The following is a 12,853-nucleotide window of genomic DNA, read 5'->3' as shown; positions in this document are numbered from 1 at the left end:
GCTGGTGAGAGAAAAGCCCCCTGCGTAGGCAAGGGGCTTTTCAGCACAGGCGGGGGCGCTCAGAGTCCGGTATTCTGCACGCGTACTTTCTGCCCTGGTTGCAAGTTGGCCAGCTGTTCCGGGTTGTTCCAGCGCAGGATGTCGGTATGGGCTACGCCAAACTTGCGGGCAATGCTGAACACCGTATCGCCGCGCTGCACAACATAGTCTACTGCTACCACTGCTGTGGCCGGGCGGCTGTAGGATGCCGGGCGCAGGGCGCTGCTATCGGTGGCGCTAGCCACAGCGTTACTGCTGGTACCGATCACTTTCAGTATCTGACCCAGTTTGACCGTGTCGTCCTGCAGGCTGTTCAGGCTACGCAAGTCGGTGACACTCATGCTGTAGCGCCGTGAAATATTGTACAGCGTATCGCCAGCAGCCACAGTGTGCAGGCTGGCGCTGGCGCTCACGACTTTATCCGGGTTGCTCACCGGAATGTTGTCTCCCAGCGAGCCAGCTGTTTCGGCCTTGGCTGCCACTTTGACCACCTCTGGCTTCACCAGCTCGGCGCGAATCGGCTCGAAGCGTGGTTCGTTGCGGCCAGGCGCTGCGACAGCTTCGGTGCGGGTGGCAACACGCACGGTGGCGGGCTCGGGGCGCGGGCTAGCATCGCTGCGGGCGGGCTCGGCTTTTTGCAGGGTACGTAGCGGCGTAGCTTCGGCCGTTTTGATGGTGTCAGGCTGCGGGGCCGGCTTGGCGGGCTCGGCGACTGCTTTGGGTGTATCCATCGGCCCGGCGTTGGCCGCAAAGGCTACCAGCGTGGCACTCTCGGCTGGCTGGGCAGGGATGTCTGTGCTTTCCAGTGCCGGGGCCGGGCTGTTGTTGCGCAGGGCGACCAGTACCGGCCGGCCGGCCGCCAGCGCACTGCCTTTCAGATTGTTTGCGGTGATCAGCTCGTTCGGATTCATGTCGAACTGGCTGGCCAGCTCGCCCGTCGTCGTATCATTTTCAGGCACAAAGACCTGCCAGGTCAGCAGGGGTTTGTCCCACTTGGCCAGATTGGTTTCAAACTTGTGCAGTTTGGTGGCTGGCAGCAGCATCTGGCGGCCCGGCTTGTGGGCATATACCGGCAAGTTGAAGGCCGGGTTCAGCTCCTTGAATTCGGCTACCGGCATCTCTGCCAGCTTGGCGGCAATATCGATATTCATGTGGCGGCCGTTGCTGGTAGCCACAAAGGTGGGTTTGTTCGGGAACGGGTCCAGTTTCAGGCCGAATTTTTCCGGCTCCAGCATGATGTTGCGCACGGCCAGCAGCTTGGGCACGTAGTTGCGTGTCTCGGCGGGCATCTGGATGTTTTCGTAGGTTTCCACTTCGCCACGGGCACGCACTTTTGCGATGGCGCGCGACAGGTTGCCTTCGCCCCAGTTGTAGGCAGCCAGTGCCAGGCTCCAGTCGCCGAACATGGTGTACAGGTTTTGCAGGTAGTCCAGCGCGGCACGGGTAGATTCGGTGACATCACGGCGGCCGTCGTACCACCAGGTTTGCTCCAGGCCATACTGGCGGCCGGTGGCCGGCATGAATTGCCATAAGCCCGAGGCCCCGACTTGCGACTGGGCGCCGGGGACGAACGCACTCTCGACTACAGGCAAAAAGGCGATTTCGGTAGGCATGCCACGGCGCTCTACCTCGTTCATGATGTGAAACAGGTATTTGCGGCCCCGGTCCATGGTGCGCTTGAAGTAGGCGGCCTTGCCGGCAAAGTTGCGCTCGTGGCGGCGAACCAGTTCCGGGTTGACCTCTGCCATCTGGAAGCCTTCCCGCGCACGGGTCCACACACTGTCACCGTTACGTAGCGGGCTGGTATTCAGCAGCATCATGTCCAAGCCGGCAGACAGGCCATCGTCGACATTCCCTGCGGGGTAGTCGTAAACGGGTGCGGCATTATTGGCATGAGCCAGCATGGGCAAGGACAGCGCAAGGGTGACCGACAATGCGAGCGGAGTAAGCTTTTTCATGGGCGGGGCCTGTTTTCTCTATGCGGGCGATGCTAACACGGCTTGAGCAAGTAATAAGTCATAAAAAGTGCTCAAGGCCCTGATTTTTGCTGATTTTTAGAGAGGTTTCAGTAGCTTGGCTAGTGATTTTTTACAATTGCTTGATATTTTTGTCTAAAAGTTATTTTTCCATAAGCGGAGTGTGGCAAAAATGTCTTCTTCGCTGGTGATTTCATGCCCGGCATATTGTTTGGCCGCGTGGCGTACTGCGGTCTGCGTGATGCGCAGAAAGGGGTTGGTCGCCAGTTCGTCTGCCAGCAGGGTAGGCAAGGTAGGCTGGTTGGCCGCACGGCAGGCCTGGTCGCGTTGCTGGCGGGTGATGATTGCGGTGTTGCCAGGCTCTACCACTGCCGCAAAGGCCAGATTGGACAGGGTGTATTCGTGTGCCGGGTAGCACAGTGTGTCTGGCGGCAGGCTGGCCAGGCTGCGTAGCGAGTGGAACAGGTCTGTCATGGTGCCATCGAATACCCGCCCGCAACCGGCACCAAACAAGGTATCACCACAAAACAGATGGGGTGCCAGATAAAAAGCCAGATGGTTGGCCGTATGGCCCGGTATAGCCATGACCTGGGCCGCGCGGCCAAAGGCAGGAACTGTGCTACCGTGGCGGCAAGGGTGGTTCACGCCCGTGATGTCCGCCGGCCCGTATACCGCCAGCTGCGGCCACGCGGCGAGCAGGGCAGGCAGCCCGCCGATGTGGTCGGCATGGTGGTGGGTAACCCACACCGCCTCCAGCTGTAACTGCTGCCGCGACAGCCAGGCTTGCAACGGGGCGGCATCGCCCGGGTCGACTGCAATGGAACGGCGGTTGTCGTGCAAAACCCAGATATAATTGTCAGCAAACGCGCTTATAGCGGCGAGGCGAAACATGTCGGCCATGATGTATCCCGAAACGATGGAAGAATTTGCGGACTGGCTAGCCAGCAGCGCGCTGGGGCACGATCTGCTATGCCGCGAGCAAGCCTTTTTTGACCATGCGGTGGCAGATATATTCGGTTTCCGTGCCGTGCAGCTGGGCCTGGTGGATTATGACTTTCTGGCCTGCAACCGCATACCCTGGCACGGCTATGCCGGCATGGATGGCCAGGCGGATGTCGTGTGCGACCCGGCCTACCTGCCGTTTGACAGCAAAAGCCTGGACCTGCTGCTGATGCCGCACGCGCTGGATTTTACTAGCGAGCCGCACCAGGTGCTGCGCGAGGCCGAGCGCGTGCTGTTGCCGGAGGGCCGGCTGGTGCTGACCGGCTTCAACCCGTTTTCATTATGGGGCGCCAGCCGGCTGCTGTACCGCCGCCGCCGCGTGCCCTGGTGTGGCAATTTTGTGGGTACCAGCCGTCTGAAAGACTGGATGACTTTGTTGCAACTGGAAACCACCGCTACCCGGTTCATGGCATACTCGCCGCCTTTCGCGCGCGCAGACTGGCTGGCCCGCTGCCGTTTCATGGAGCAGGCTGGCGAATACTGCTGGCCGCAGCTGGCGGGTGTCTATGGTGTGGTGGCGGTAAAACGCCAGCGCGGCATGCGCCTGATCATGCCGCGCTGGCAGCGTGCCAAGCCGGCCAGGTCGCTGGCAGTGGCCAGCGGCAACGAGCGCCAACCCATTAACCGAACCCAAGCGAACGAGACAAGCCATGAGTGACGACGCTATCGTCGAGATTTACCCCGATGGTGCCTGCAAGGGCAACCCAGGCCCTGGTGGCTGGGGTGTGCTGCTGCGTTACAAAGGGCAGGAAAAAGAGCTGTTCGGCGGCGAGCACGGCACCACCAATAACCGCATGGAATTGATGGCGGTGATACAGGGCCTGCAGCTGCTCAAGCGCCCGTGCCGCATCGTGGTGTACACCGACTCGCAATACGTGCAAAAGGGCATTTCCGAGTGGATACACGGCTGGAAAACCCGTGGCTGGAAGACCGCCAGCAAGGAACCGGTAAAAAATGCCGACCTGTGGCAGCAGCTGGACGCCCTGCGTAATGGCCACCCGCACGTAGAATGGCGCTGGGTAAAAGGCCACGCCGGCCACGAATTCAACGAACGCGCAGACCAGCTGGCCAACGCCGGCGTGGAAAGCCTGCGCTAGCCTGTATTAGCGGCAGCCCGTCAGGCTGCCTGCCGAAAGCCCATCATGCGTCAGATCATTCTTGATACCGAAACCACCGGCCTGGACCCGAACCAGGGCCACCGCATTATCGAATTTGCCGGCCTGGAGATGGAAGGCCGCAAGCTGACCGGCCGCAGCCTGCACCTGTACATTCACCCGGAGCGTGACATCGACCCGGACGCCGAGCGCGTGCACGGCATCTCGCTGGCCAGCCTGGAAGGCAAGCCGCGTTTTGCCGAGGTGGCGCAGCAGCTGGTCGATTTTATCGATGGAGCCGAGCTCATCATTCATAACGCCCCGTTTGACGTGGGCTTCATGAATGCCGAGTTCAAGCGCCTGGGCATGCCGCCGGTGGCCAAAGTGGCAGGCGGGGTAATCGACACCCTGGCCATGGCGCGCGACAACTTTCCCGGCAAACGCAACAGCCTGGACGCGCTGTGCGACCGCTTCGAGATTGACCGCAGCAACCGTACCTACCACGGCGCGCTGATCGACTGCGAGCTGTTGTCCGAAGTCTACCTGTGGATGACGCGTGGCCAGGACAGCCTGCTGATGGACGCCGGCCTGGCGGAAAACGACAACAGCGCCAGCGGCATGCGCATGGCCTTCGAGCGCAAACCGCTGGCCGTGCTGCAGCCCAGCGCCGACGAGCTGGCCGAGCACCAGGCCTACCTGGACCTGCTGGATAAAAGCGTGAAAGGCAGCTGCCTGTGGCGCAGCATCGAAAACCCGCCGCCGGCGGAGCCCGCCGCATGAGCCAGCGTATTGCCCTGATACCGGCAGCCGGCCATGGCAGCCGTTTTGGTACTGCTACGCCCAAGCAGTACCAGCTGCTACACGGCCAGCCACTGCTGGCACACACCGTCAACGTACTGTGCGGCTGTGCCGCCATAGACCGCGTAGTAGTGGTGATTTCCCCCGGCGACGAATGGTTTGACAGCTACAGTTGGCCGCAAGCCAAGCTGGAAGTGCTGCGCGCAGGCGGCGCCAGCCGTGCCCAGAGCGTGGCCAATGGCCTGGCGGCGCTAGCCGCCGACGAAGACGACTGGGTGCTGGTGCACGACGCCGCGCGCTGCTGCCTGAGCCCTGACGCGCTGCAACGCCTGCTGGACGAAGTGGGCGACGACGCCATCGGCGGCATTCTGGCGCAGCCGGTAGCCGACACCGTCAAGCAGGGCAAGGTTGGCCGCATTGCCGCCACCGTGCCGCGCGACAATCTGTGGCTGGCACAGACCCCGCAAATGTTCCGCGCCGGTTTGCTGGCCGAAGCGCTGCAGGATGCGGCCAACCCGGCCATTACCGACGAAGCCTCCGCCATCGAGCTGCTGGGCCACGCGCCACGGCTGGTGGTGGGCGAGGCGCAGAATTTCAAGGTGACCTGGCCGGGTGACCTGGCGCTGGCGGCGGCCATTCTGGCGGCGCGCCACGCCTGACACCGGCTGCGGCCAACCATTGCAAGGACAAGACATGACACCGTTTCGCATAGGCCAGGGTTACGATGTACACCGCCTGGTAGAAGGCCGCCCGCTGATACTGGGCGGGGTGACGATCCCGCATGACAAAGGCCTGCTGGGCCACTCGGACGCCGACGCGCTGCTGCACGCCATTACCGACGCCGTGCTGGGCGCTGCTGCGCTGGGTGACATTGGCCGCCATTTTCCTGACACCGACCCCACGTTCAAAGGCGCCGACAGCGGCGTCCTGCTGCAAGAAGCCATGCGCCGCGTGCGCGCCGCCGGCTGGCAGCTGGTGAACGTGGACAGCACCATCATTGCCCAGGCCCCCAAGCTGGCGCCGCATATCGATGCCATCCGCGTGCGCATTGCGCAGCTACTGGATATCGACGTGGCTTGCGTCAACGTAAAAGGCAAGACCAACGAAAAGCTGGGCTACCTGGGCCGCGCCGAAGCAATAGAAACGCAGGCCGTCTGCCTGCTGGTGCCCGCCAACTGATTTTCTTTCCCTTTTGGAGTGCTACACCATGGACCAGAACCAACTGAAACAACTGGTAGCCCAGGCTGCCGTCAAGCTCGTACCGGAAGACTGCATCGTCGGCGTGGGTACCGGTAGCACCGTCAACTTCTTCATCGACGAGCTGGCCAAGATCAAGGGCCGCATCAAGGGCGCGGTTTCCAGCTCCGAGGCATCCACCCAGCGCCTGAAAGCCATCGGCATTCCGGTATTCGACCTGAACACCGTGGGCCCGGACGAAGTGCCGGTGTACGTGGATGGCGCCGACGAGGTCAACCACCATCTGCACATGATCAAGGGCGGTGGCGCGGCGCTGACACGCGAAAAAATCGTGGCCGCGGTGGCGCAGCAGTTCATCTGCATTGCCGACCAGAGCAAGTACGTGGAGATCATGGGCAAGTTCCCGCTGCCGGTAGAGGTCATCCCGATGGCGCGCAGCCACGTGGCGCGCGAGCTGGTGAAGCTGGGCGGCCACCCGGAATGGCGCATGGGCGTCACCACCGATAACGGCAACATCATTCTGGACGTACACGGCCTGCAGATTGCCGAGCCGGTAAAACTGGAAAACCAGATCAACCAGATCGTGGGTGTGGTCACCAACGGCCTGTTTGCCCAGCGTCGTGCCGACGTACTGCTGCTGGGTACGCCAGACGGGGTAAAAGAGCTGCGCTAAACCCGGTGGGCCGGCCCGGTGTGGGTTTGCTGCGGCAAGCCAGCGCCGCGCCGGCCTTTTTTGTGCGGATGAAACATAACTGTCATCTGGCCGCCATATCATGACGTGTTGAGTCAATTCCCGACGAGGTTGCCATGCCTGAACATATTTCCAAACAGTTTGACCTGGAGCTCGAAACCATCCGCACCCGTGTGCTGCAGATGGGCGGGCTGGTAGAGCAGCAAATCCGCGCCGCCATGGATGCTTTGCAAAGCGGCGATGTCGACCGTCTGGACAAAGTGGTGGCCGACGATACCAAGGTTAACGCGCTGGAAGTGCAGATCGACGAAGACTGCCAGCACATCATTGCGCGCCGCCAGCCGGCTGCCAGTGACCTGCGCATGGTGATCACCGTGATCAAGACCATTACCGATCTGGAGCGCATCGGCGACGAGGCGCAAAAGATTGCCCGCGTTGGCCGCACCATGTACCAGACCGGCCGCTACCCGGCACCGCGTTTTCGCGAAGCCGCCAAGATGGCCGAGGTTGCCCTGGGCATGCTGCACCGTGCGCTGGACGCCTTTGCCCGCCTGGATGCGACCGCCGCCATCGAGCTGGCCGAGCAAGACCTGCTGCTGGACCAGGATTACGCTTCCGAGCTGCGTGCCCAGGTGACCTTCATGATGGAAGACCCGCGCACCATCAGCATGTCCATCGACACCATGTTCATCTGCAAGGCTATCGAGCGTATCGGTGACCACGCCAAAAACATCTCCGAATACGTGGTGTACCTGGTGAAAGGCAAAGACATTCGCCACACCTCGCTGGAAGACAAAAAGCGCGAGTCTCTGGGTGATGCTGCCACGCAATAAGCATGGCAAGCAGGGCCAAGCGGCGGTAACATCGGTTACCGCCGTTTTTTATTGACCTACTGACAAGAGAGAAGGGGTGACATTTGAGCTCCGTTAAGCCCCCGTTTGACGTGCTGGCTACCGTAGATATGGGGTCGAACAGCTTCCGGCTGCAGATTTCCCGCGTGGTAGACGACCAGCTGTATACCCTGGATTCCCTCAAAGACACCGTGCGCCTGGGCGGTGGCCTGCAAGACGACAAAACCCTGGATAGTGAAACCCTGCAGCGCGCCCTGGCCTGCATGGGCCGTTTTGGCGAGCGCCTGCGCGGCTTTGACCCCAAGCAGGTACGCGTGGTGGGTACCAACACCCTGCGCGTGGCGAAAAATGCGCCCGAATTCATCGTGCAAGCCGAGCGTTTGCTGGGCTTCCCCATCGAAATTATTGCCGGCCGCGAAGAAGCCCGCCTGATTTACCTGGGCGCCGCGCACAGCCTGCCGGCCACCAAAGAGCGCCGCCTGGTCGTGGATATCGGCGGTGGCTCTACCGAGTTCATCATCGGCAGCGGCTACAAGGCGCACGTGACTGAAAGCCTGCCGCTGGGCTGTGTGGTGTTCAGCAAACGCTTCTTTGTGGATGGCAAGATCAGCAAGAGCGCTTTTCGTGACGCCGAGCTGGCCTCGCGCAACGAAATCCAGCGCATCGTGCACGAGTACCCGGCCAGCGAATGGCAGCTGGCGGTAGGCACCTCCGGTACCGCGCGTGCGCTGCGCGACATGATGGAAGCCAACGGCTGGAGCAATGGCGAGATCACGCTGCGCGGCATGAAGCGCCTGCGCGACGACCTGATTACCTGCGGCCACACCAAAGACATCCGCATCAATGGCCTGAAAGACGACCGCGCCCCGGTGCTGCCGGGCGGCCTGGCTATCATGATTGCCATTTTCGAGTCGCTGGCCATCGAGCAGATGATCGTGACCGACGGCGCGCTGCGCGACGGCGTGCTGTACGACCTGATGGGGCGCCAGCGCGAAAAAGACATGCGCGACTCCACCATTACCCAGTTCAAGCGCCGCTACCACGTAGACGTGCCGCAGGCCGAGCGGGTGTCCGGCCTGGCCGAACGCCTGTTCCGCCTGGTGTCGGGCGACGCGCTGGACCCGGACATGCTCAAACGCGTGATCTGGGCGGCCAAAGTGCACGAAATCGGCCTGACCATCGCCCACGCTGCCTATCACAAGCATTCGGCTTATGTGCTGACCAATGCCGACATGCCCGGCTTTTCGCGCCGTGAACAAAGCACGCTGGCGACCATCGTGCTGGGCCACCGCGGCGATATGGGCAAGATGGTAAAAGAGGTTGCCGACCCGGCGCTGTGGCCTGCCGTGCTGTCGCTCAGGTTGGCCGCATTGTTCTACCGCAGCCGCAACGAGCTGGACATCAACGCCGTGCATGGCCTGACGCCCACCATGAACGGCTACGCGCTGACCGTGGGCAAAGACTGGCTGGCGGCCAACCCGCTCACCACCGCGGCCTTCCGTCAGGAAATCGCGCAGTGGAAAGCCATCGGCGTGGCGCTGGAGCTGCGCGGCGACTAGTACCGCGGGTCGCATGAACCGCCGCGGCGTACGCCGCTGGCACCCAGCCTTGCCGCACCTCGGTGCGGCTTTGTCACGTATCAAGGTCTAGAAAAGGATTGCCATGCGCCACCCCGAGCAGAAACAGCGCCACTCCACGCTGGGTGATGCCCCAGGCACGCTGGCCGCAGCAGCAGAGGGGGCGGTGGCCAGCAGTATCTCGCTGGTGGAATACACGGCCGACGACTACCTGGAGACGCGCTTTGCCACCGTAGAAGCAGGGCTGGCGCATCGCGCACAGCTGCCCAACCTGTGGCTCAACGTGTACGGCCTGACCGACCCCGCCGTACTGCAAGCCATCGGCCAGCGTTTTGGCCTGCACCCGCTGGTGCTGGAAGACATCGCCAACACTCGCCAGCGGCCGAAGGTAGACGATTACGGCAGCTACCTGTTTATTGCCACCCGCGTGTACCGCTACCAGCAGGAAGGCCAGCGCCTGGTGCACGACCAGGTGTATCTGGTGATAGGCAGTGGCTTTGTGCTGACTTTCCAGACCCAGCCGCTGGGGGTATTCACCAGCCTGCGCGAGCGGCTGCAGGCAGGGCGCGGCCTGGTGCGCCAGCTGGGGGCAGATTACCTGGGCTACTCGCTGCTGGACGCCATCATCGACGACTACTTTGGCGTGCTGGACCAGTTCAACGCCCGCGTGGAAGACCTGGACCGCCAGGTGCTGGGCGGGCACGACCGCTTCATCCTGGCGCGCATCCAGCGCCAGAAGCAGGACGCCATGCGCCTGCGCCGCGCCCTGGTGCCGCTGCGCGAGGTGCTCAATACGCTGGTGCGTGGTGATTACGCTTTCTTCCAGCGCGACACCATGGTCTACCTGCGCGATGCCTTCGACCACACCCTGCACCTGATCGAGTCGCTGGAGGCGGCGCGCGAAGCCATTGGCGGTATGCTGGACCTGTACATGTCGGCGCAGTCCAACCGCCTGAACGTGCAGATGCGCGTGCTTACCGTGATTACCATCATCTTCATGCCGCTAACGCTGATTGCCGGTATCTATGGCATGAACTTCGACAATATGCCCGAGCTGCACTGGCACTTTGGCTACTACTACACCATTGGGCTGATGGCGGCCATTGCGCTGGGGCTGGGCATTGTCTTCTGGCGGCGGCGCTGGCTGTAGCGGCTTGTTGAATACCCCTTGGGGGTATAAGATAAGGCTATCATCTTACTGGTAACGCCCGATGAATACCGCCCATCTGCACCTGCCCGTCAGCGGCATGAGCTGCGCCGCCTGCGCATTGCGCATCGAAAAAGTGCTGAACCGCCTGCCTGGCGTGGCCGCTAGCGTGAGCTTTGCCAGCGAGAGTGCTGACCTTGACTACGACCCGGTGCAAACCACTGCGCAGCAGGTGCTGGACGCCATCGCGCGTGCAGGTTTTACCGTGCCTGACACGGTGCTGACGCTGGTGCTTTCTGGGATGAGCTGCGCCGCCTGCGGCCAACGTATCGAGAAAGTGTTGAACCGCCAGCCCGGCGTGCAGGCCAGCGTCAATATGGCCAGCGAAACCGCGCAGCTGCGCTTTGCCTGCGGCCTGTATAACCCCGAGCAGCTGGTGGCCGTGGTGCAGGGCGCCGGCTTTGGCGCCAGTGTGCTGGATGATGCCGCACCGGCCACGCCGCAGCACGACGAGCGCCGCGAGCTGGCCTGGTTTGCGCTGGCGCTGCTGCTGACGCTGCCCTTTGCCGGCGAGATGGTGGCTATGTTAGGTGGTGGCCACCACGGCTGGCTGCCGCGTGCGTGGCAGCTGGCGCTATCGGCGCCGGTGCAGTTCATCGTCGGCTGGCGGTTTTACCGTGGTGCTTACCATGCGCTGCGCAGCGGGGCCGCCAATATGGACGTGCTGGTGGCGCTGGGCACCAGCGTGGCGTGGCTGCTGTCGGCGTGGGTAACGTTGGCCGCAGACCACAGCCAGCACGTGTATTTCGAGGCCAGCGTATCGGTGATCACACTGGTATTGCTGGGCAAGCTGCTGGAAAGCCGCGCCAAGCGGCGCACCGCGGGTGCCATCGAGGCGCTGCTGGCGCTGTCGCCCAAAACCGCCAATGTAGAACGCGACGGCCAGCTGCACGAAGTGGCCATCGGCCAGCTGTTGCCCGGCGATGTGGTGGTGCTACGCCACGGCGAGCGGCTGGCGGTAGACGGCACCGTGCTGGCGGGCAGCGCGGTGCTGGACGAAAGCGCGCTCAGCGGCGAAAGCCTGCCGGTAGCGCGCGGCGAAGGCGATACCGTGTACGCCGGCACCCAGAACGCGGGCGGCATGCTGAAGGTGCGCGCCACCAGCGTCGGCCAGGCCACGCAGCTGGCCGCCATCGTGCGTGCCGTGGCGCAGGCGCAGGGCAGCAAGGCGCCGATCCAGGCGCTGGCCGACCGCATCTCGGCCATCTTTGTGCCGGTGGTGCTGGCCATCGCCACGCTCACGCTGCTGGCCACCGCCTGGTGGCTGGGCGATTGGCAGCAGGCGCTGATTCACGCGGTGGCGGTGCTGGTGATTGCCTGCCCGTGTGCATTGGGCCTGGCTACGCCCACGGCGGTGATGGTGGGGGTGGGCGTGGGGGCGCGGCGCGGCATACTGTTCCGCCACGCCGCCGCCTTGCAGCACGCGGCCAACATCGACCTGCTGGTGGTAGACAAAACCGGCACCCTGACCGAAGGCAAGCCGCAACTGACCGACATCATTGCGCTTGCCGATATCCAGCCCGACGCGGCGCTCACGCTGGCCGCCACGCTGGAGCAGGGCGCCGAGCACCCGCTGGCACAAGCCATCGTGCAGGCGGCGGCAGCCCGCCAGCTGGCGCTGCCGCATGTGGCCGGTTTTGCTGCCGAAATCGGCCACGGCGTGTGTGGCCAGATTGCCGGCCAGGCCTACCGCCTGGGTGAACCGCAATGGGCGCTGGGCCAGCTGCCGCCGCAGGCCGCCGCGCTGTACGCACAAGGCAAGACCGTGCTGGCGCTGGCGGAAGGCGATACACCGCTGGCGCTACTGGCCTTGGCCGACCGCTTGCGGCCAAGCTCGGCCGCTGCCGTCACCGCCTTGCAGGCGCTGGGCGTGCAGGTAGTGATGCTGACCGGCGACAAGCAGGCCACCGCCGACGCCATCGCCGCCCAGGCCGGTATTGCCGAGGTGCACGCCAGCCAGCGCCCGCAGGACAAGGCCGCCTATATCCAGCGCCAGCAAGCCGCTGGCCGCCGTGTGGCGATGGTAGGCGACGGCATCAACGACGCCCCGGCGCTGGCGGTGGCCGACGTCAGCTTTGCCATGGGTGCCGGGGCCGATATCGCCATCGACACGGCGGATGTCACGCTGATGCACGGCAACCTGCAACACCTGGCCGACGCGCTGCGCCTGGCACACGCCACGCTGGACAAGATCCGCCAGAACCTGTTCTTTGCCTTTGTCTACAACGTGCTGGGCATCCCGCTGGCCGCGCTGGGCCTGCTCAACCCGGTACTGGCCGGCGCGGCCATGGCGCTCAGCTCGGTGTCGGTGGTGAGCAACGCGCTGCTGCTGCGGCGCTGGCGGTGATGAGAGGTGTGCCAGGTAGCGACCGTAGCATCCGGGGAGGCAGGTTAGGCTACTGGCTCGGGTGCCTTTCTGAA

Annotated in this window: 12 protein-coding genes; 10 read left to right on the top strand and 2 right to left on the bottom strand. The window is 63.4% G+C overall.

Features of this window, described 5'->3' with window-relative positions; genetic code table 11:
* Window positions 1-59: 59 nt before the first annotated feature.
* Together PQU95_RS04635 and gloB are read right to left on the bottom strand one after the other, a co-directional pair.
* Window positions 60-1,997, bottom strand: coding sequence for a LysM peptidoglycan-binding domain-containing protein (locus PQU95_RS04635; protein ID WP_272750909.1), 1,938 nt, complete (start codon window positions 1,995-1,997; stop codon window positions 60-62).
* A 153-nt stretch (window positions 1,998-2,150) separates the two neighbouring features.
* Window positions 2,151-2,915 carry a hydroxyacylglutathione hydrolase gene (gene gloB / locus PQU95_RS04630; protein WP_272750908.1) on the bottom strand — a complete coding sequence of 255 codons (765 nt, stop codon included), beginning with the start codon at window positions 2,913-2,915 and terminating at the stop codon, window positions 2,151-2,153.
* Here gloB and PQU95_RS04625 point away from each other — a divergent pair.
* The 10 genes from PQU95_RS04625 to PQU95_RS04580 all read left to right on the top strand — a co-directional run bounded on the left by PQU95_RS04625 (window position 2,914) and on the right by PQU95_RS04580 (window position 12,779).
* Window positions 2,914-3,675: a class I SAM-dependent methyltransferase gene (locus PQU95_RS04625; RefSeq protein ID WP_272750907.1), complete on the top strand. Its 762-nt coding sequence runs from the start codon at window positions 2,914-2,916 to the stop codon at window positions 3,673-3,675. The two genes, gloB and PQU95_RS04625, sit on opposite strands and share 2 nt — an antisense overlap.
* Complete coding sequence (rnhA, locus tag PQU95_RS04620) at window positions 3,668-4,114, top strand: ribonuclease HI (RefSeq protein ID WP_017508512.1); 447 nt, start codon at window positions 3,668-3,670, stop codon at window positions 4,112-4,114. Before PQU95_RS04625 ends, rnhA begins: the two co-directional genes overlap by 8 nt.
* Window positions 4,115-4,159: 45 nt before the next feature.
* Complete coding sequence (dnaQ, locus tag PQU95_RS04615; protein WP_272750906.1) at window positions 4,160-4,891, top strand: DNA polymerase III subunit epsilon; 732 nt, start codon at window positions 4,160-4,162, stop codon at window positions 4,889-4,891.
* On the top strand, window positions 4,888-5,568 hold the full coding sequence (ispD, locus tag PQU95_RS04610; RefSeq protein WP_272750905.1) for a 2-C-methyl-D-erythritol 4-phosphate cytidylyltransferase: 681 nt from the start codon (window positions 4,888-4,890) through the stop codon (window positions 5,566-5,568). Before dnaQ ends, ispD begins: the two co-directional genes overlap by 4 nt.
* A gap of 34 nt (window positions 5,569-5,602) precedes the next feature.
* Window positions 5,603-6,088 carry a 2-C-methyl-D-erythritol 2,4-cyclodiphosphate synthase gene (gene ispF / locus PQU95_RS04605; protein ID WP_272750904.1) on the top strand — a complete coding sequence of 162 codons (486 nt, stop codon included), beginning with the start codon at window positions 5,603-5,605 and terminating at the stop codon, window positions 6,086-6,088.
* A gap of 28 nt (window positions 6,089-6,116) precedes the next feature.
* Window positions 6,117-6,779: a ribose-5-phosphate isomerase RpiA gene (gene rpiA / locus PQU95_RS04600; RefSeq protein ID WP_017508516.1), complete on the top strand. Its 663-nt coding sequence runs from the start codon at window positions 6,117-6,119 to the stop codon at window positions 6,777-6,779.
* A gap of 134 nt (window positions 6,780-6,913) precedes the next feature.
* The gene (gene phoU / locus PQU95_RS04595) at window positions 6,914-7,630 is read left to right on the top strand and encodes a phosphate signaling complex protein PhoU (RefSeq protein WP_017508517.1); all 717 of its coding nucleotides are present in this window, start codon (window positions 6,914-6,916) and stop codon (window positions 7,628-7,630) included.
* Window positions 7,631-7,713: 83 nt separating this feature from the next.
* A complete protein-coding gene (gene ppx, locus PQU95_RS04590; RefSeq protein WP_272750903.1) occupies window positions 7,714-9,207 on the top strand; it encodes an exopolyphosphatase in 1,494 nt (497 codons plus the stop codon).
* A gap of 103 nt (window positions 9,208-9,310) precedes the next feature.
* Entirely contained in the window at window positions 9,311-10,375 is a 1,065-nt protein-coding gene (corA, locus tag PQU95_RS04585) for a magnesium/cobalt transporter CorA (protein ID WP_272750902.1), read from the top strand.
* A 61-nt stretch (window positions 10,376-10,436) separates the two neighbouring features.
* Complete coding sequence (locus PQU95_RS04580; RefSeq protein WP_272750901.1) at window positions 10,437-12,779, top strand: heavy metal translocating P-type ATPase; 2,343 nt, start codon at window positions 10,437-10,439, stop codon at window positions 12,777-12,779.
* Window positions 12,780-12,853: the final 74 nt, after the last annotated feature.

This window comes from Vogesella aquatica (assembly GCF_028548455.1).
In the GTDB taxonomy this organism is placed as follows: Bacteria; Pseudomonadota; Gammaproteobacteria; order Burkholderiales; family Chromobacteriaceae; genus Vogesella; species Vogesella aquatica.
The sequence above is the reverse complement of the archived record's forward strand: the minus strand, read 5'-3'. Positions and strand labels throughout refer to the sequence as shown.